The organism is Myxococcales bacterium (assembly GCA_016717005.1).
In the GTDB taxonomy this organism is placed as follows: Bacteria; Myxococcota_A; Polyangia; order Haliangiales; family Haliangiaceae; genus UBA2376.
On record JADJUF010000025.1, the window covers coordinates 1 to 18,064 of the forward strand.

Sequence of the window (18,064 nt, forward strand, 5' to 3'; positions counted from 1 at the left end):
CCGATCGGGTGACACCCGTCGGGTCGATCTGCGCGCCGATCCAGCTCCCGATCGGGTGACACCCGTGCGCGCGGCGCGCTCCCGATCGGGTGACACCCGTGAGCGCGGACACCCGTGCGCGCGGCGCGCTCCCGATCGGGTGACACCCGGCGAACGGACGCCCGGCGAGTGCGCTGACACCGGAGCGCGCGGGTCAGCGATCCATGACGGAGCGCGCGAGGCCGTAGACGACCCAGGCGCCGGCGCCGGCGATGGCGAGCATCGCCAGCAGGGCGAGGCGGGCGCGCCAGGACAGCGGCTCGAGGTCGCGCCGCATCGAGACCCGCATGCCGACCATCAGGGCGACGCCGGCCACCCCGGCCATGGCCAGGACCAGCCCGATCACCTGGGGTGGTAAGTACGTCACGCGGGCCATGGATACCACGCCGCCGGGGCGTAAGCCTTCGGGATCGCAGCGGTCCTGTCCAGCGCGAGAATGCGTCGCGGCGGTGTCAACCGCTGGCCCGCGGTGGGGCTCCTTGCCGGTACAGTGTTCGCGCGAGGCCCAACCCTCTTGACCAGCGACTCCGTGCCCATCGCGCCGGGCGCCAGCGAGCTGCGCGCCCGGGTCCTCTCCGAGCTGGCCGGCGCCCCGGCCCGCAAGGCCTACGCCATCGCCTACGACCTGCTGGGCAACCGGGCCGAGGCCGAGGAGGCCGTCCAGGACGCCCTGGCCCGGGCCTGCGAGAACCTCCACGAGCTGCGCGATCTGGTCGCGGCGCCGGGCTGGTTCCTGCGCATCGTGACCACCGGCTGCCTGCGCGTGCTGCGCCGCCGCCGCCTGCGCCGCGCGGTCTTCGGCCGCTGGCTCGAGCGGGTGTCGGACGACGGCGAGGCGACGCCGGTCGAGGGCGATGGCCTGCCGGCCGACGCGCTGGGCGCGCGCCTGCACGCGCCGGCGCCCGAGGCCGCCGACCACGCCCTCGGCACCCAGCAAGACATCGCCGCGCTGATCGCCCGCATGGGCGACCTTCCATCCAAGCAGCGCACCGCGCTGGTGCTCCGCTACGGCCACGACCTCCCGGTCCCCGAGATCGCCCAGATGCTCGGGGTCGAGCAGGCGACGGCCAAGACTCACCTGGTGCGCGGGCTCGCCCGGCTGCGTGAACTCCTCGAGGTGTCGCCATGACTACCCCCGTCCGTCCCGCGCTCGCTCCCTCCGATCGCTGCAACCTCGTCGCCGGCGCGGTCGCCACCGGCGCGCCGCTGACCGACGCCGAGCGCGCGCACCTCGACGGCTGCGCCGACTGCGCCGCCCTGGTCGCGCTGCCGCGGGCGCTGGCCCGGACCGCGCGCGCCGCGGATCCCGGCCCCGGCTTCTCCGCCCGCATGACCGCGGGCGCGCACCGGCGGATCGTCGTCCGGCGCCGCCGGCGCATCACCACCGTCGCGGTGGCGGCGGCCGCGGCCGTGCTGCTCATGTTCGTCAGCGTGCAGCAGGTCCGCCACGCGCCCCGCGACCAGGCGCTGCGCCCCGCGCTCGCCACCCACGTCCCGTCCGAGCAACCCGCGCGCGCGCGCGAGCTGCTCGAGCTCGCCCGCTTCGATCGCGCCATGGCGCCGGCCGCGCCCTGGCAGGACATCGAGGCGCCCCTGCGCTCGCACCGAGCGCTCCTCGATCAGCACCGACTTCGCACTGGAGGATCCCGATGACCCGCACCACCGTCGCGCTCACCTCGTTGCTGGCGGGCATGCTCGTCAGCGCCACCACGCTGGTCGGATCGGCCGGCGCCCAGCCGGCGCCGCCGGCGCCGCCGACCGCGCCCAAGGGCCCCAAGCCGCCCAAGCCGCCCAAGGCCCCCAGGCCCCCGGCGATGCCCGACATCAGCGCGCAGATCAAGGTCGAGATGCGCGCCGCGCTCGCCGAGACGATCGCCGAGCTCGAGGGCAACGACGACATCCCGCCGTCGATCAAGGCCCGCATCCTCAAGAGCCTGAAGAAGGCCCAGAGCTCGGGCAACCCGAGCGACCTGATCGACCTGTCGGATCTCAACGGCCTGGGCGCCGATCTGTCCGACAAGATCACCGACGAGGTCGAGCGCGCGCTCAAGCAGGCCGGCAAGGACGCCAAGATCCGGATCCACAAGGGCGGCGTGCGCATCGACCTCGGCGGCGATCCGTGGGCGCCGGGCGCGCACAGCTCGCCGTTCGACGATCCCGATCTCGGCTGGCTGCGGGGCCTCCCGTTCGGGCCGTTCGGCGGCGACGTCGACGCGCCGGACCTCGACCTCGACCTCGACCTCGACCTCGACTTCGATCCCGACGACGTCCAGCTCGATCCGGCCAAGGTGACCGCGCTCGAGAAGATCGCGGCCGACGAGGACAAGATCACCGAGCCGGCCCAGAAGAAGGTGGTCGAGCTCGGTCGGCAGCTCAAGAAGGTGGTCGCGGGCGCCAACCCCAACCAGGCCGAGATCGATCGCCTGGTCGACGCGATCACCGCCGAGGAGGCGAAGATCCGGAAGGCCCGGCTCGGCGCCTTGACCCAGACCCGGAAGGTGATCGGGAAGTAGGGCGGGGCGCGGTCGCGGCCAAGACCGCGATCGCGCGGGTCAGCTCGGCCGGCGTGTGCGGCGCGAACACCAGGCGCAGCGCGCCCGGCTCGTGGCCGTCGAAGGTGTAGCGCGCGCCCGGCGCGACGAACACCTGGCGCGCGGCGCAGGCCGCGGCCCAGGCCTCGAGGTCGACGCCGGGCGCGACCGCGGCCCACAGCGAGATGCCGCCGCGCGGGCGCGCGACCGTCAGGTGCCCGGCGAGCTGGGCCTCGATCGCGGCCACGAGCGCGTCGCGCCGGGTCTGGTAGGTGACGCGCATCCGGCGCATGTGCCGCTCGAGCTCGCCGTCGTCGATCAGCTCGGCGACCGCGGCCTCCATCGGCTGATCGCCCTGGCGGTCCATCGCGCCGCGCCAGCACGCGAGCAGCGCGATCACCGGCGGCGGCGCCACGACGAAGCCGAGCCGCAGCCCCGGCGCCAGCACCTTCGACAGCGTGCCGATGTAGACGACGTGGCCGTCGGGGTCGTCGGCGGCCAGGGGCGTGACCGGGCGGCCGTCGTAGTGGAACTCGTGATCGTAGTCGTCCTCGAGCACGACCCAGCGGTGGCGGCGCGCCAGGGCCGCGAGCGCGAGCCGCCGGGCCGCGCTCATCGTGACCGTCGTCGGGTACTGGTGGTGAGGCGTGGTGTAGACCGCGCGGATCGGCGCGCGGGCGTGGGCGGCGGCCAGCGCGTCGACGTCGAGGCCGTCGCCGTCGACCGCGATCGGCACCAGCTCGGCGCCGGCCAGGATCAGCGCGTGCCAGGCCGGGCGGTAGCCGAGCGCCTCGACCGCGACCCGATCGCCTGGGCGCAAGAGCGCGCGCGCGCACAGGTCGAGGGCCATCTGGCTGCCGCGCGTGACCAGCACGTGCGCGGCGGTCGCGGGCACCGCGCGGGTCGAGCGCACCAGCGCCGCCAGCGCCTGGCGCAGCGCCGGGTGGCCCTCGGGCGGGCCGTAGGTGAGCAAGGTCGGCGCCGCGCGCCGGACCACGCGCCGCCAGGCCCGGGCCAGCGCGTCGACCGGGAACAGCCGCGGATCCGGGATGCCGCCGTCGAGCGACAGCGCGCCCCGGCGGCGCGGCGGCGGCGCGCGCGGGGTGATCAGCGCCGGCGGCAGCACGAAGCCCGCGCGCTCGCGGTCGCGGGTCGGCGCCCGGGTCGGCTGCGCCGGCAGCGCCTCGGACACGAACGTGCCGCGGGCCGGCGCGGTCGTGATCCAGCCCTGGGCCTGGAGCTCGGCCAGCGCCGCGAGCACGGTGTTGCGGTGGACGCCGAGGTCGCGCGCCAGGGCCCGGCTCGACGGCAGGCGCGCGCCCGCGACCAGGCGGCCGCGGCGGATGTCGTCGGTGAACGCCCGCGCGATCGCCAGGAACCGCGGGCCCTCGGGCCCGACCTGCGGGGACAGCGGCGCGCGCGGCATGGCGATCGCCAGCGTAGCCGCGCCGGGCGCCGGTCCGAAACTGGTCTAGTCGAGTTTTCGAGACTGGCACTCATCACCAGACCAGTTCGCGGCCAGGGTGTGGCCATGCGTCGCTCCGAGTTCGCGATGGCGCCGGCCGAGGCCCGCGCCTTCCTCGCCACCCAGCCCACGTTCCACCTGGCCACGACCACGCCCGACGGCTCGCCGCTCCTGCGCACGCTCCACGGCGTGATCGTCGACGACTACCTGGCGTTCCACAGCGCGCCCAAGGGCGAGAAGACCGAGGCGGTCGGGCGCCCGGCGGTGGCGGTGGCCGAGGAGGTGGTCGCGGTGGTGCCGAGCACCTTCTTCGATCCGGTCAAGGCGTGCCCGGCCACGACCTACTACCGCAGCGTCAGCGTCCACGGTCCGATCGAGCTCCTGACCGAGCCGCACCACAAGGCGCGGGCGCTGCAGGCGCTGATGACCAAGCTGCAACCCGACGGCGGCTACCGCCCGATCACCGCCGACGATCCGATGTACCGCGCCGCGGTCAACGGGCTCATGGTCGCCGGCCTGCGGCTCGAGCGCGTCGACGGCAAGGCCAAGCTGGCGCAGAACCGCACGCCGGCGCAGCTCACCTCCCTGCTCGCCAGCCTGTGGCAGCGCGGCGAGCCCGGCGACGTGCGCGCGATCGAGCTGGTGCGCGCCGCCAACCCGGCCGCGCCGACGCCCGCGTTCCTGGCCGCGCCGGCCGGCGTGACGCTGCACCCGTGGCTGCCGCCCGAGGCCGCGGACGACGTGGCCGCGCTGCTCGACGGCACCTACTGGAACCTGGGCTTCACCCGGGCGCAGCTGGCCGCGGCCCAGCGCGGCTCGACCGCGTGGGTCGGCGCCCGCGCCGACGGCGGCGCGCTGATCGGCAGCGCCCGGGCGCTCAGCGACGGCGCCAAGCGCGGCTGGATCTACGACGTCATCGTCGACCCGGCCTGGCGCGGGCGCGGCGTCGGCCAGGCGCTGACCCGGCTGGTGCTCGATCACCCGGCGGTGCGCGCGACCGCGACCGTCATGCTCGGCACCCGCGACGCCCAGGGCCTGTACGCGAAGTTCGGCTTCGTCGATCGCGCGACCGTGCCGCCCCGCGGCTTCGTCACGACCGAGATGGTGCGGACCGTGTGACCGGCCGAGTGGCGCGGACCGCCTGGACTCGCCGAGCTGGCGCGGACCTGCCGACGGGCCGAGCTGGCGCGGACCGCGTGGCCGCGCCGAGCTGGTGCGGACCGCGTGATGCGCGCGCCGCCGATCACACGAACCGCCAGGTGCGGCGGGCCACGGTCAGGTCGACGAACCCGCGCACCGCGGCCGACAACAGCCGCGCGCTCGGGTAGACCACCTGGATCGGCAGCGGCGGCGGCTCGAACGACGGCAGCACGACCTGCAGGCGTCCGGCGGCGAGCGCGTCGACGACCTGGTACGACAGCACCATCGCCACGCCGCCGCCGAGCTCGGCGTGGCCGATCGCGGCGTCGGCGCTGTTGGTGACGAAGGCCGGGCGCAGCGGCACGCGCAGCTCGCGGCCGCGGCGCACGAACCGCCACTCGCGGGTCGCCTGCAGGCCGGTGAACTGGATGTGCGCGTGGTCGGCGAGGTCGGCGGGCGCGCGCACGCGCGTGCGACCGGCCAGGTAGCTCGGCGCCGCCACCAGCACCCGCCGGGTCTCGCCGACCTTGCGCACGGTCAGCGACGAGTCGTCGAGGTGGCCGATCCGCACCGCCACGTCGACGCCCTCGTCGATCAGGTGGACCACGCGATCGGCCAGGGTCAGCTCGCCGGTCACCGCCGGGTACCTGGTCAGGAACTCGCACAGGAGCGGCGCCACCTCGCGCCGACCGAACACCGTCGGCGCGGCCACGACCAGCCGGCCCGCGGGCGCGCTCTTGTGGGCGCGGGCGGCGGCCTCGGCCTCGGCGACGTCACCGAGGATGCGCCGGGCCCGCTCGAGGAACCGGGCGCCGGCGTCGGTCAGCGCCACCGAGCGGGTGGTGCGCTGGAGCAGGCGGATCGACAGCCGGGCCTCGAGCCCCGCCACCAGCCGCGTCACCGCCGGCGGCGACAGGCCCAGGCGCCGCGCCGCCGGCGCGAACCCGCGCAGCTCGGCCACGGTGACGAACGCGGTCATGGCGTCGAGGCGGTCCATTTCGTTATTTCATATTCTGAAATGATGTCGTGTCAACTGCGCTGATTGTTGCAACTCGGCGCGGGGCCCATGGTGGCGCTCATCGGCCGGCACTGTCGCCGCCGCAACCAAGGACCCCGACCATGTCTCGCATCGCCATCCCCGCCACGATCGCCGACGTCCCCGCCGCCGCCCGGCCGCAGCTCGAGGGCGTGCAGCGCCAGCTCGGCAGCGTGCCCAACCTGTTCCGGCTCGTCGCCACCAGCCCGGCCGCGCTCGCGGGCTACCTCGGCCTGGCGGGCGCGCTCGGCCAGGGCGCGCTCGACGCCCGCACCCGCGAGCGCATCGCGGTCGCGATCGCCGAGACCAACGGCTGCACCTACTGCCTGTCGGCCCACAGCTACCTGGGCGCGCACCGGGCCCAGCTCGACCTTGCCGAGCTGGCCGCCAACCGCGACGGCGGCTCGAGCGATCCGGTCGCGGCCGCCGCGGTCCGGTTCGCGGTGCAGGTCGCGCGGGCCCGCGGCCACGTCCGCGACGCCGACCTGGCCGCGGTCCGGGCCGCCGGCTACGACGACGCGCAGGTGCTCGAGATCGTCCTGCACGTCGCGCTCAACACGCTCACCAACTACGTCAACAGCGTCGCCGACACCGACGTCGACTTCCCGGTCGTCGCGGTCCGCCCGCGCTGAGCTTCCAGGAGCTGTGGCCCCCCCGGGGAAGCCCGCCCTCAGGACGCGAACTCCCGGGGACCGGGCAGAACAAGCCTGACCCACCACCCCCAGCAACCGCGACCTCGCGTTCACGCCGTCGGTGCAGGCCCTCCAGGCCCGCGCCGGCAGCCGCCGGGCCTACGGGCGCGCCCGCACGACCGCGGGGCCCGACCGCCTGGGCCCCGACGAGCGCGCCTTCATCGGCGCGCGCGACAGCTGCTACCTGGCCAGCGTCGGCGCCACCGGCTGGCCGTACGTGCAGCACCGTGGCGGCCCGCCCGGGTTCGTGCGCGTGCGCGACGACGCGACGCTCGCGTTCGCCGACTTCCGCGGCAACCGGCAGTACCTGACCGTCGGCAACCTCGCCGACGACGACCGGGTCGCGCTGATCTTCGTCGACTACCCCAACCAGGCGCGGCTCAAGGTGCTGGCCCGGGCCCGCGCGGTCGAGGCCGCCGACGATCCGGCGCTGATCGCCGAGGTCGCGGTGGCGGGCTACGACGCCAAGGTCGAGCGCGCGCTGGTGCTGACCGTCGAGGGCCTCGACTGGAACTGTCCGCAGCACATCGTGCCGCGCTACACCGAGGCCGAGGTCGACGCCGCGGTCGCCCCGCTGCGGGCGCGCCTGGCCGAGCTCGAGGCCGACAACCGGGCGCTGCGCGCGGCGCGGCCCGGCTGAGCCAGCGCCGCGATCACGACCGGTCGGCCAGCGCTGCGTTCACGACCGGTCGACCAGCGCCGCGATCACGACCGGTCGGCCAGGGCTGCGATCACGCCGGGGCGACCAGCGCCGCGATCACGACCGGGGCGGTGCGGCGATCACGCCGGGGCGGCCCGCGCGGCGATCACGAAGGGGCGGCCCGCGCGGCGATCGCGCCGGGGCGGCCCGCGCGGCGATCGCGCCGGGGCGGCCCGCGCGGCGATCAGGACAAGTCGGCCAGCGCCGCGATCACGACGGATCGGGCTTGGGGGTCTTGGGGCCCGACTTCGGCAGCTCGGGCTTGGTGATCAGATCGGTCGGCAGGTCGCCGGTGAGCGCGTCGAGGAACGCGACGATCAGCTTGACCTCGTCGTCGGTGAAGCTCTTGGCGAGCTGCAGCCGGCCCATCTCCTTCACCGCGGTCGGCAGATCGGCGATCTTGCCATCGTGGAAGTACGGCGCGGTCTTGGCGATGTTGCGCAGGCTCGGGACCTTGAACATGAACTTGTCGGTCTCGACCTTGGTCACGCCGAACCGTCCGAGGTCGGTGGTGTCGGCGTACGGCGCGGTCAGGCCGGTCTTCATGTACATCGAGCCGCCGAGCAGCGGGCCGGTGTGGCACGCGGTGCAGCCGCTCGAGACGAACAGGGCCAGGCCCTTGGTGGCGTCCGGGCCGAGCGCGGCGGCGTCGCCGGCCAGGTACTTGTCGAACGGCGCCGGAGTCGCGAGCTTGCGCTCGAACGCGCCGATGGCCTTGGCCGCGTTGTCGAACGTGATCGCGTCGGCTGTGCCGGGGAACGCCTTGCCGAACGCGTCGACGTAGCCGGGGATCGACTTGACCACCGCGACCACGTGGGCGTCGTCGGCGAGCGCCATCTCGACCGGGTTCAGCATCGGCCCCTTGGCCTGCTCCTCGATCGTCGCGGCCCGGCCGTCCCAGAACTGGGCGAAGTGACCGGCGGCGTTGTAGACCGTCGGCGAGTTGCGGGCGCCGACCTGGCCCTTGTGACCCTTGGACACCGGCAGGCCGTCGACGCCGTAGGTGTCGAGGCCGTGGCAGGTGTTGCACGACACGTCCTGGTTCTTCGACAGGCGCGTGTCGAAGTACAGCTGCTTCCCCAGCGCGATCTGCTCGGCGGTCGCGGGCGCGGTCGCGTCATCGAAGTTCGCGGGCAGCGGCTTGAACAGCGCCGCGATCTGCGCCGGGTCAGGTCCGACGGGCGCGGGCGGCGGGGCGGGCTTCGGCGCGGGCGCCGGCGCCGGCGCGGGGCCCGCGCTGCCGCTGTCGGACGACTTCTTGCCGCAGCCCGCCAGCGCGAGGGCGGCGAGGGCGGCGACGAACACGGGCGTACGGATCGACTGCGTCATCATGGGCCGCACCATGTCGCCATCTCGGGCGAACCCAAGGTGGCGACTCGTCGCGCGCCACCCTGCCGCACCTCCCACGTCTGCGCGTTGTCGTCGCCACACGCGCCGTGGCACGATGGCCCCTTGCCGTTCTCGTCACCGCTGCCGTCCGCGTGGTCGCCGTCGCCGCTGACCGACGAGGAGTTCGACGGGCTCTTGCCCGAGGCGCTGTGGAAGGTGGCGCCGGTGCACTTCACGCCGGTGGCCGTGGCGGCGCTGGCGGTGCGGCTCTTGGCCCCGGCCGCGGGCGCCCGGGTGCTCGACGTCGGCGCCGGCGTCGGGAAGTTCTGCATCGCGGCGGCGCTCTACTACCCGCAGGCGACCTTCGTCGGGGTCGAGCGCCGGCCCACGCTGGTCGCGACCGCGCGCGAGGTGGCGCGCCAGCTCGGCGCCCGCAACGTCGAGTTCATGGTCGGCGACGCGCTCGACCTCGACTGGGCTGACTACGGCGGCCTGTACCTGTTCAACCCGTACGGCGAGCAATCACACGACGGCGCGGCGCCCCTCGATCCCGCCGACGGTCGCGATCCAGCGGCGTTCTTCGCCCAGGTCCGCGCCACCCGCGAGCGCCTGCTGGCGCTCCCGACCGGCCGCCGTGTCGTCACCTACCACGGCTACGGCAACCGCGCGCCAGCGGCGTTCGACGTGCTGCAGGTCGACCACGCCACCGGGCCGCTCGAGCGCTGGACCCGGCGCTGACCGTCGGGCACGCGGTCGAGGCGGGCGACGCTGCGCGCAGGTCCGATCGGCGACGCGGCCGGCGCGGAGCGCGGCGGGGCGACGCGGCCAGCAGGGAGCGCGGGTCAGATCGTCGACGCGCTCGACGCCGTCGGCGCGACCGCGGCCGGCTCGGTCACCGGGCGTCCGAGATCGTGGAGGTGACTCAGGCACTGCCCGAGCGCCGACAGGTAGCCGCCGCAGTCGCGGTACGGCAGGCCGAACTCGGCGCAGGTGGCGCGCACGATCGGCGAGATGGTCGGGTACAGATAGATCGACGTGCTCGGGAACAGGTGGTGCTCGATCTGGTGGTTGAGCCCGCCCGACACCCAGTTGGTCCAGCGCTTGCCCGAGCCCCAGTTGGCGGTGCCCTGCACCTGCTGCTCGGCCCAGTGCGCGCCGGGCCGCGGCACGAGGTCGGCCTGCAGGTGGTTCACGATGAAGATGCCCTCCATGTAGTAGGCGCCCACCGCCATCATCACCATCGTCGTGGCCAGGCCGTGGAGCGGACCCAGCAGCACGACCGGCGCGACCACGTTCATCCCCAGCCAGAGGGCCTTGCCGATCACGACCTGCACCCAGGCGGCGCGCGGCACGTGGAAGCTGGCGTGGATCGCGCGCCCGCGCCACAGGTGGCTGAAGTCGGCGAAGAGCCACTTCACCAGCCCGACGCTCATGCCCACCGCCAGCGTCAGCACCTGCACGCGGTGCCAGCGTCGGCGCGGCAGCGCCGGGTGGAAGCGCAGCAGCGGGAACCCGATCTCCGCGTCGTTGTCGGCGCCGCTGACGTTGGGCTGGCCGTGGTGCGAGACCTGGTGGGCGTAGCGCCAGACCAGGGTCGAGCCGCCGATGAAGTCCATCAGCCCGCCGAGCACGCGGGCGCCGCCGCCGCGGCGGCTGGTCGCGGCGTGGTTGCCGCTGTGCATGACGAAGCCGAGCCGCGCGACCACGAGGCCGCCGACCACCGCCGCGAGGTACGAGCCGTAGCGCACGCGCACCGCCCACGCGGCGACCAGCGCCAGCACCAGCACGGCCGCCTCGAGCGCGACCAGCCAGCCGAGGCTGTGGTAGCCGAGCCCGCGCGCGCGCAGGTGATCGTCGACGCGCCCGCGCACCGCGTCGAAGAACGCGGGATCGCCGTAGGGGGTGCGCTCGGCCGGCGCCAGCGTGCCGACCAGCGTGCCGCGCGCGGCCAGGGCCTTGCGCGCGCGGTCGAGCGACGGCCCCGGGTGGTAGGCCTCGAACAGCGTCGTCGCGGGACGCCCGGCGCCCAGCGCCAGGAGCCCGCCGCCGGGGTGGCGCGCGCTGAAGCCGCTGACGTCGTAGATCCGATCGTCGAGCTCGATCCAGTAGCTGCCGCCCTGGCCGCCGTGGCGCGCCAGCTCGGCCAGGGTGATCGTGGGCAGGGCTTCGGTGGGAGCGGGCGCCGACACGGCCGCAACCTAGCTCAGGGTGGGGGCCGGCCCTGTCACGGTCTGGTCAGCGCGCGATCATTCGGCGGACCGGCTCGACCAGGGCACCAGCGCCAGCCGCGGCGCCAGCGCGGCGACCTCGTCGAGGAAGCGGGCCTCGGCCGCCCGGCGCCGGACCAGCACCGGGTCGCGGACCGTCAGCGGGGTCAGGCTCTGGTTCACCACCCACGCCCACGGGCGGATGTCGGCCCGCGCCAGGTCCCGGGCCAGCGCCGCGGCCTCGTGGACCGGCGTGGCCTCGGGCAAGGTCACCAGCACGATCCGGGTGAACGCCGGGTCGCGCAGGCGCGGCAGGAGCCGCCGGACCTCCTCGGGCGCGTGCCCGGCGGTGCGCAGCACGTCGCGGTGGTACGTCTCGGCCGCGTCGAGCAGGAGCAGCGTGTGCCCGGTCGGGGCGGTGTCGATGACGACGACGCCGTGGTCGCCCTCGTCGACCAGGCGCGCGAACGCGCGGAACACCGCGATCTCCTCGGTGCACGGGCTGCGCAGGTCCTCGGCCAGGAGCGCGCGGCCGGCGTCGTCGAGGCCGGCCCCGGCGGTGGCCATCACCTCCGCGGAGTACGCCGCGGTCTCGGCCGCGGGATCGATGCGGCTGACGCGGATGCCCGCGACCTCGGCGCCGAGCGCGGTGGCGGCGTGGCCGGCCGGGTCGGTGGTGGTCAGGTGGACGGCGTGGCCGGCCTGGGCCAGCGCGCGCGCGATGGCGATGGCGACCGAGGTCTTGCCGACGCCGCCCTTGCCCATCGTCATGATCACGCCACGGCCGTCGCTGGCGAGGCCCGGCACCAGCTCCGCCAAGGTCGGCAGGGCCGGCCGCTCCGACGGCGCGGCGGTCGCGGCGGTCGCGGCGGTCGCGGCGGTCGCGGCGGGATCGCCGGCCAGGGCGCGCAGGGCGTCGACGCCGATCAGGCCGAACGGCACCAGCGGCAGCTCGGTCCGCGCCAGCGCGCGCAGGCCCGCCGGCACCGCCGCCAGCGCCGCCTCGCCGCGGCGCTCGAGCTCGAGGGCGATCGGATCGTCGCGATCGGTGGCGCGGAACCGGCCGTTGACCACCAGCTCGAGCCGCGCGAGCCCGAGCTCGCCGAGCTCGCCGCGCGTGCGCTCGGCCTCGGTCAGCGCCGCGCGCTCGGGCCGGGTCACGAGCACCACCGCGGTCTGGTCCGGATCGGCCAGCGCCGCGCGCGCCCGCTGGTAGAGGTCCGCCTGCGCGGCCAGCCCGGCCAGCGGGCCCAGGCACGACGTGCCGCCGACGTTCGCGGCCAGGAAGCCGGACCACGCGGCCGGCAGCTCGAGCAGACGCAGCGTGTGGCCGGTGGGCGCGGTGTCGAAGACGACGTGCGCGAACGCGCGCGTCGTGGCGGCGTCGCCGAGCAGCGCCGCGAACTGATCGAACGCCGCGATCTCGACCGTGCACGCGCCGGACAGCTGCTCCTCGATGCTGCGCACCGCCGCGTCGGGCAGCACGCCGCGGTACGGGCCGACCATGCGCTCGCGGTAGGCCGCGGCGGCCTGGACCGGATCGATGTCGAGCGCGGCCAGCCCGGGCACGGCGGCGATCGGGCGCGGCGTCGAGCCGAGCGCGGTCGCGAGGACCTCGCTCAGGTTCGAGGCCGGGTCGGTGCTGACCAGCAGCACGGCGCGGCCGCGCGCGGCCAGCGCCACCGCGGTCGCGCACGCGACCGAGGTCTTGCCGACGCCGCCCTTGCCGGTGAAGAACAGGTTGCGCGGCGCGCGGGCGACCAGCTCGGCCAGCGCCGACATCAGCAGCAGCCCGATTTCGGCGCGCAGCCGCCGGCCACCGGCAGCTTGCGCACGACCACGCCGGCCAGCGCCGCGAGGGTGTCGCGCGAGGGGTACGCGCCCTCGATCGCGACGCGATCGTCGACCATGATCAGCGGCAGCACCTCGGTGCCGCGGGCCAGCGCGTCCTTGACCGCGGGCGTGGTCGCGAACGCGGCCGGCTGCTGCGCCAGGTTGAAGCGCTCGACCGCGACGCCCTGCTGCTGCAGCCACGCCACGTCGGCGGCGAACCGCGCCAGCTCGGGATCGATGCCGGGCCCGCACACGCCGGTCGCGCAGCACATCGCCGGATCGAACACGCGGATGGTGACGGACATGCGGAACTCCTCGGGCTCGATCGAGCCGAGCCCAACGTACGGCCGCCGCGGCCGTCGTCAATGCGCCGTCGCGTCGCAGGCGTCCCAGGTTCGGCGACGAACCCTCTGGAACTCACGGATGGTGCGGCGGCGGCGCCGTGGTCGCGCGGGCCCAGCCGTCTTGATCGACCACCTGCTGGCGCCAGGTGGCGTGGCACCCGGTGCACGCGGTGAGCGTGGCCGTGAGCGCGGTCAGCACCTGACCGCGATCGCCGGCCCGGGCTGCGACGCCGATGCCGTCGGCGGTGCGGTGGAACGCCAGCGCCTGATCGGTGAAGCCCGGCGCCGCGGCGCCCATGTGCTCGCACATCTGGCCCATCGACTCGGACATGCCGATGCGCCCGGCCGCGGTCGCGATCGCCGCGTAGTCGTCGGTGGCGAGCGCCGCGACGATCTCCTGGACGGCCACGAGGTGGTCGCGCATGTTCTGCTTCTGGTGGTTGGCCATCATCGGCAGGAGCGGGATCGGCTTGCGCCCGTCGAGGGCGTCGAGCACCGCGGCGGCCGAGGCCACCGGCGGCGCCTCGGCCGCGCCCGGCGTGGTCGTCGGCGCCGGGGCGGGGCGCGCCTCGTGGCGGTCGCACGCGCTGGCGCTCGCGACGACGAGGAGGAACACGGGCAGGGACGGACGCATGGACTTCACCTCGATGGGGGCTGGGCGTGGAGCGGCAGGGCCTCGACCGCGCGCGCCAGGAGCGCGAGCGCGTCGACGACGTCGGCCCGGCGGCGGGCGGGGACCGCGGCCAGGAGCGCGGCGAACCGCTGGTGGCTGGCGCGCTCGACCGTGCCGGCGACCCGGCGCCCGGCGGCGGTCAGCTCGACGACGCGGCTGCGGCGGTCGCCGGGCGGCGCGGCCTGGCGCGCGTGGCCCTGCGCGACCAGGCGCGCGCCCAGGCGGGCGACGGTGCTCTTGTCGACGCACAGGATCGCGCCGAGCGCCTGGTGGGTGAGCGGGCCGTGCTCGGCCAGGATCATCAGCGCGTGGGCGTACGCCATCGACAGCGGCTGGCCGCACGGCGTCGTGCCGCTGGCGAGCGCGCCGAACCGCCGCACGACGCGGTGCAGGTGCGCGCGGAGCTGCGCGGGCGCGGGGGTCGGCACGCGCCGACGGTGCCACGAGATAGTTGCGCACGCAACTACATGGGCGGGCCGCCGGCCCGGGGCCGCGCGGCCCGGTCCGCGGGCCGCGCGCTCGCTGCGCACCGTCGAGCCGCGGGCCGCGCGGCCCGGGTCAGCGCGCCATCTGCTGCGCGAACTTGGCGTTGAGCGTCGGATCCTGCGCCAGCTTTTGGCCCCACGCCGTCGCCACCGACGCGTAGCCCATCATGTCGAGGCCGTACTGGCCGAGCGCGCCCATCATGTTGCCGGACTGCATCGCCTTCATCAGGCCGACGTAGTCCGAGAGCCGGGCGACGCGCTGGCCGGGGAACACCACCGGGTCGGGGTCGCCGCCGCCGCCGCTGGCGAGCTGTTGCTGCGCCGCCTGCGCCGCCGACACCTCGGCCGCCATGTCGAACTTCTTGGCCTCGATCTGGCACATGTGCACCGACGACGAGCCGGTCTTGCCGTCGAAGATGCTGGCCTTGTAGTCCTCGAGGCGCTTCCGGGTCACGTCGTCGACGTCGGGGAAGGTCAGCCAGGTCACGACCAGCGGCAGCTCCCAGCAACAGAAGCCCGCGCGCGGGATCTGCTGGAACAGCCAGCCGAACGCGGCCACCACCTCGGCGCGGATCGCCGGGTCGCGCCGCGCCAGCACGCCGAGCGCGACGATCGCCGCGCCGGTGGTCCAGTCGCTCGGGCCGTACAGCAGCGCGTACAGCGCCTGCTGCCGCTGGCTGCCGGCCCACGGCGTGTGGCCGTCGCAGTGGGCGATGATCAGGGTCGTCGCGATCTGCGCCCGCTGCACCCACGGCAGCACGCGCCACGCCGAGCCCGGCGGCCGCGGCGGGAACACCAGCGTGCCGAGCAGCCCGCCGATCGCGGCGGCGCCGCCGAGCTTGGCCGCGGTGCGCTCGGCCATCGGCGCCCACACGTCGAGGGCGAACGGCTCGCCGGCGAGGCCGTGGACCGCGGTGACGATCGGGGCCGGCGGCCGCTCGACCGTGGGCTTGGGCTGGGTCCCGTCCCACGACCAGACCGTGAACGGGACCTGGGTCTTGGGCAGGCGCGGGTCCGGCGTCTGCACGGTCTCGACCTGGTAGTCGAGGCCGACCTGCGGCCCCCACATCTCCATCTGCAGCCAGAACGACGCGACCACGCTCGGCGACTCGACGTGCGACAGCTTGAGCCGCACCGTCGAGCCGTGGTGCTCGGCCGGGTTCTGGAACATCTGCTGGAAGATGTCGTCGAGCGCGTTGGCCGAGGCGTCGGCCGGGTGCGGCAGCCGGTTGATGAAGAGCCGCGGCGGATCGATCTTGGCGTAGAGCTCCTTGGCGCGGTGGTTCGGGGGCTCGTCCTCGGTCAGGCGCAAGAGCGCCAGCTTGGTGCCCTCGTCGCGGTTGGCCAGGAATCGCAGGTACAGGAGCGACGCGGACGCCCACGGGTGGTCGGCCTCCTTGCGGGTCGCGGCCTCGTACTGCTGCTGGGCGTCGGCCAGGCGGTCGGCGTCGAGCATCATGTCGCCGCAGTCGAGGTGGGCGCTGACGTCGGTGGCGTCGTGGCTGCCGGCGCGCGCGAACCACTGGGCGGCCTCGTCGACGCGCGCGGCGTCGCGCAGCGCGTTGGCGACGCCGATCGCGCTCTTCCACGACGGATCGATCTGGTAGGCGTGCTGGGCGAACTGCAGCGCGTCCTCGGCCCCCCCGAGGCGGCGCGCCACCATCGAGCTGCCGAACCACAGCAACCCCTCGCGCGGGTGCAGCCCGCGCAACGTCGCCAGGATCCGCGCGCCCGACTCGAGCGTGGCCTTGCGGGGGTCGTCGGCCGGGATCGGCACCGGACACTTCGAGGCGATCTTCAGGATGTCGACGGCGATGCCGCTGATCAGCTCGGGCAGCGGGATCGACTCGACGACCCCGGCCTGGCTCATCCACCACTCGCACCACAGCATGTACGGGATGTCGGGGCGGATCTCGGCGACGTCGGTGATGAGGTCCATGGCCTCGGACCAGCGCCGCATCCACGCCAGCACGTAGCTCTTGTTGGCGGCGTCGACGAAGCTGACGTCGCCCTCGAGCTGGACCAGCGCCATCGGATCGGGCGCGGCCGCGATGATCTCGTTGAGGAGCTGCATGCGCTCGCGATCCATCGGATCGTGGGTGAGCGCGCAGCCGATGTGGTGCAGCGCGTGCGGCAGGTCGCGCTGGGCCAGGGCCTGGCGCGCGAGCGCGACGTCTTGATCGGGTGAACCCTGGCGTGGATCCGACATGGCACCAGGATGGAGCCCGCGCCGGCGGCCGTGTGACCTCGCGGGGCAAAAAAACGCGCGACGTGGCGCCGCGCCGCGGCGGCGACGCTACGGCTGGGCCGCGACCGCGACGCCGGGCACCCACAGCGGCGTCTCGGCGCCGCCGACCTCGAGCTCGTAGTAGCCCTGCAGCGCCTGGCGGACGACCGCCGAGTGCAGGAGGCCGTCGGCCAGCGCGACCAGCACGCGCGTGCCCGCCGGCAAGGTCGCCGGCTCGGTCGGCACCTCGATCGCCGGGGCCGAGGTGGCGGCGACGGTGTCGGGGCTGGGCTCCTCGGGCGGCGGGCCCTTGGCGGTGTCCTCCACCGCGGGCGCGGGCTCGGCCGTCCCGCCGATGGCGCCGGAGGCCTCGGCCTTGCCGCCGATCATGCCGGACGCCTCGGCCTTGCCGCCGATCATGCCGGACGCCGCGGCCTTGCCGCCGATCATGCCGGAGGCCGCGGCCTTGCCGCTGATCATGCCGGAGGCCTCGGGGGCGCCGCCGATCATGCCGGCGGCCTCGGGGGTGCCGCCGATCATGCCGGAGGCCTCGGGGGTGCCGCCGATCATGCCGGAGGCCTCGGGGGTGCCGCCGATCATGCCGGAGGCCTCGGGCGCGCCGCCGATCCAGCCGGACGCCTCGGCCGCGGGGTTGCCCCGGGCGGCGGGGGCTGGCGCCCCGCCGTTGGGGGGCGTGGCCTCGGGCGGCGCCGACCAGCTCGGCGTCGGCATCGGCGCCGGCATCGGCACCTCGAGCGGCTGCAGATCGGGGCCGACCTGCAGGATCTCGAGGCTCGCGAAGCGGCCGAACTGGACCCCGAACACCGAGCCGACCGTCGGGTTGTAGGCCGACAGCTCCTCGGCCAGCGGCCCCCACATCGATGGATCGGTGACCGCGCGCGGCGACCCGGCCATCGCGATCTTGCGCGGCAGCACCTTGCCGAGCAGGCGCTGGACGCTCTGGGCCACGCTGTGGGTGAGGCCGTCGTTGATGCGATCGAACGGCAGCCCGACGAACTGCGCCACCAGCATGCCGGGATCCGAGACCCGGACCAGCACGCTGCCGCTGGCGCGCACGATGACCTGGGTCCCGGTGCCCGGCAGCGCGAACTGCGTGACCATGTCGAACGGCACCTCGACCGGGCCGACGAGCACGAAGTAGACGGCGAGCGGCTTGCTGGGCTCGGGCGACTGCCACTGGTGGCGGCCGGGGCCCAGGAGTCCGCCGACCGCCCAGGCCGGGCACAGGACCACGACCTCGTCGGCGCCGCACGAGACGTCGACCACCGGCCCCACCGCATACGGGTACGCGTAGACGAGCTGGTCGGCGGCGACTGCGTCTCGGACAACCATCATCGGCGCC

General features: G+C 75.1%; 18 protein-coding genes. 7 read left to right on the top strand and 11 right to left on the bottom strand.

Translation table 11 applies throughout. From position 1 onward, the window contains the following. Window positions 1-193: 193 nt before the first annotated feature. Window positions 194-406, bottom strand: coding sequence for a hypothetical protein (locus IPL61_21440; GenBank protein ID MBK9033796.1), 213 nt, complete (start codon window positions 404-406; stop codon window positions 194-196). Window positions 407-568: 162 nt separating this feature from the next. On the opposite strand from IPL61_21440, the gene IPL61_21445 reads away from it, so the two are divergent. The 3 genes from IPL61_21445 to IPL61_21455 are packed head-to-tail and all read left to right on the top strand — an operon-like array spanning window position 569 to window position 2,552. Next, window positions 569-1,168: a sigma-70 family RNA polymerase sigma factor gene (locus tag IPL61_21445; protein MBK9033797.1), complete on the top strand. Its 600-nt coding sequence runs from the start codon at window positions 569-571 to the stop codon at window positions 1,166-1,168. Next, window positions 1,165-1,692: a hypothetical protein gene (locus IPL61_21450; protein MBK9033798.1), complete on the top strand. Its 528-nt coding sequence runs from the start codon at window positions 1,165-1,167 to the stop codon at window positions 1,690-1,692. The genes IPL61_21445 and IPL61_21450 overlap by 4 nt, the downstream gene beginning before the upstream one ends. Further along, window positions 1,689-2,552 carry a hypothetical protein gene (locus tag IPL61_21455; protein MBK9033799.1) on the top strand — a complete coding sequence of 288 codons (864 nt, stop codon included), beginning with the start codon at window positions 1,689-1,691 and terminating at the stop codon, window positions 2,550-2,552. Before IPL61_21450 ends, IPL61_21455 begins: the two co-directional genes overlap by 4 nt. Here the strand turns inward: IPL61_21455 and IPL61_21460 are convergent. Further along, window positions 2,476-3,996, bottom strand: coding sequence for a PLP-dependent aminotransferase family protein (locus IPL61_21460; GenBank protein ID MBK9033800.1), 1,521 nt, complete (start codon window positions 3,994-3,996; stop codon window positions 2,476-2,478). The genes IPL61_21455 and IPL61_21460 overlap by 77 nt on opposite strands. A 105-nt stretch (window positions 3,997-4,101) precedes the next feature. Between IPL61_21460 and IPL61_21465 the strand changes: the two genes are divergently transcribed. Next, a complete protein-coding gene (locus IPL61_21465; GenBank protein MBK9033801.1) occupies window positions 4,102-5,154 on the top strand; it encodes a GNAT family N-acetyltransferase in 1,053 nt (350 codons plus the stop codon). Window positions 5,155-5,278: 124 nt separating this feature from the next. Here IPL61_21465 and IPL61_21470 read toward each other — a convergent pair whose 3' ends face one another. After that, window positions 5,279-6,172: a LysR family transcriptional regulator gene (locus IPL61_21470; GenBank protein ID MBK9033802.1), complete on the bottom strand. Its 894-nt coding sequence runs from the start codon at window positions 6,170-6,172 to the stop codon at window positions 5,279-5,281. A gap of 122 nt (window positions 6,173-6,294) precedes the next feature. Here IPL61_21470 and IPL61_21475 point away from each other — a divergent pair, with 122 nt between their 5' ends. Next, window positions 6,295-6,843, top strand: coding sequence for a carboxymuconolactone decarboxylase family protein (locus IPL61_21475; GenBank protein ID MBK9033803.1), 549 nt, complete (start codon window positions 6,295-6,297; stop codon window positions 6,841-6,843). A gap of 121 nt (window positions 6,844-6,964) precedes the next feature. After that, complete coding sequence (locus tag IPL61_21480) at window positions 6,965-7,543, top strand: pyridoxamine 5'-phosphate oxidase family protein (GenBank protein ID MBK9033804.1); 579 nt, start codon at window positions 6,965-6,967, stop codon at window positions 7,541-7,543. A gap of 270 nt (window positions 7,544-7,813) precedes the next feature. On the opposite strand, the gene IPL61_21485 is transcribed toward IPL61_21480, so the two are convergent. Continuing rightward, entirely contained in the window at window positions 7,814-8,935 is a 1,122-nt protein-coding gene (locus IPL61_21485) for a c-type cytochrome (protein MBK9033805.1), read from the bottom strand. Between the two features lie 120 nt (window positions 8,936-9,055). Between IPL61_21485 and IPL61_21490 the strand changes: the two genes are divergently transcribed. Then, on the top strand, window positions 9,056-9,670 hold the full coding sequence (locus IPL61_21490; protein ID MBK9033806.1) for a class I SAM-dependent methyltransferase: 615 nt from the start codon (window positions 9,056-9,058) through the stop codon (window positions 9,668-9,670). A 104-nt stretch (window positions 9,671-9,774) separates the two neighbouring features. Here the strand turns inward: IPL61_21490 and IPL61_21495 are convergent, their stop codons facing one another. The 7 genes from IPL61_21495 to IPL61_21525 all read right to left on the bottom strand — a co-directional run bounded on the left by IPL61_21495 (window position 9,775) and on the right by IPL61_21525 (window position 18,057). Further along, entirely contained in the window at window positions 9,775-11,121 is a 1,347-nt protein-coding gene (locus tag IPL61_21495) for a fatty acid desaturase (GenBank protein MBK9033807.1), read from the bottom strand. Between the two features lie 57 nt (window positions 11,122-11,178). Beyond that, window positions 11,179-12,921: an arsenical pump-driving ATPase gene (arsA, locus tag IPL61_21500; protein ID MBK9033808.1), complete on the bottom strand. Its 1,743-nt coding sequence runs from the start codon at window positions 12,919-12,921 to the stop codon at window positions 11,179-11,181. After that, on the bottom strand, window positions 12,921-13,277 hold the full coding sequence (gene arsD, locus IPL61_21505) for an arsenite efflux transporter metallochaperone ArsD (GenBank protein ID MBK9033809.1): 357 nt from the start codon (window positions 13,275-13,277) through the stop codon (window positions 12,921-12,923). Before arsD ends, arsA begins: the two co-directional genes overlap by 1 nt. Window positions 13,278-13,389: 112 nt before the next feature. Beyond that, window positions 13,390-13,950 carry a hypothetical protein gene (locus tag IPL61_21510; GenBank protein MBK9033810.1) on the bottom strand — a complete coding sequence of 187 codons (561 nt, stop codon included), beginning with the start codon at window positions 13,948-13,950 and terminating at the stop codon, window positions 13,390-13,392. Window positions 13,951-13,955: 5 nt separating this feature from the next. Beyond that, window positions 13,956-14,417: a MarR family transcriptional regulator gene (locus IPL61_21515; protein MBK9033811.1), complete on the bottom strand. Its 462-nt coding sequence runs from the start codon at window positions 14,415-14,417 to the stop codon at window positions 13,956-13,958. Window positions 14,418-14,547: 130 nt separating this feature from the next. Beyond that, window positions 14,548-16,683, bottom strand: a complete 2,136-nt coding sequence (locus IPL61_21520; GenBank protein MBK9033812.1) for a hypothetical protein — start codon at window positions 16,681-16,683, stop codon at window positions 14,548-14,550. Between the two features lie 87 nt (window positions 16,684-16,770). Next, entirely contained in the window at window positions 16,771-18,057 is a 1,287-nt protein-coding gene (locus IPL61_21525) for a hypothetical protein (protein MBK9033813.1), read from the bottom strand. Window positions 18,058-18,064 lie beyond the last annotated feature (7 nt).

Bases quoted from the DNA above. Each gene is read 5' to 3' on its own strand.
- IPL61_21450 (MBK9033798.1), top strand. From the start codon at position 1,165: ATGACTACCCCCGTCCGTCCCGCGCTCGCTCCCTCCGATCGCTGCAAC.
- IPL61_21455 (MBK9033799.1), top strand. From the start codon at position 1,689: ATGACCCGCACCACCGTCGCGCTCACCTCGTTGCTGGCGGGCATGCTC.
- IPL61_21460 (MBK9033800.1), bottom strand. From the start codon at position 3,996: ATGCCGCGCGCGCCGCTGTCCCCGCAGGTCGGGCCCGAGGGCCCGCGG.
- IPL61_21465 (MBK9033801.1), top strand. From the start codon at position 4,102: ATGCGTCGCTCCGAGTTCGCGATGGCGCCGGCCGAGGCCCGCGCCTTC.
- IPL61_21470 (MBK9033802.1), bottom strand. From the start codon at position 6,172: ATGGACCGCCTCGACGCCATGACCGCGTTCGTCACCGTGGCCGAGCTG.
- IPL61_21475 (MBK9033803.1), top strand. From the start codon at position 6,295: ATGTCTCGCATCGCCATCCCCGCCACGATCGCCGACGTCCCCGCCGCC.
- IPL61_21485 (MBK9033805.1), bottom strand. From the start codon at position 8,935: ATGATGACGCAGTCGATCCGTACGCCCGTGTTCGTCGCCGCCCTCGCC.
- arsA (MBK9033808.1), bottom strand. From the start codon at position 12,921: ATGTCGGCGCTGGCCGAGCTGGTCGCCCGCGCGCCGCGCAACCTGTTC.
- arsD (MBK9033809.1), bottom strand. From the start codon at position 13,277: ATGTCCGTCACCATCCGCGTGTTCGATCCGGCGATGTGCTGCGCGACC.
- IPL61_21510 (MBK9033810.1), bottom strand. From the start codon at position 13,950: ATGCGTCCGTCCCTGCCCGTGTTCCTCCTCGTCGTCGCGAGCGCCAGC.
- IPL61_21520 (MBK9033812.1), bottom strand. From the start codon at position 16,683: ATGTCGGATCCACGCCAGGGTTCACCCGATCAAGACGTCGCGCTCGCG.
- IPL61_21525 (MBK9033813.1), bottom strand. From the start codon at position 18,057: ATGATGGTTGTCCGAGACGCAGTCGCCGCCGACCAGCTCGTCTACGCG.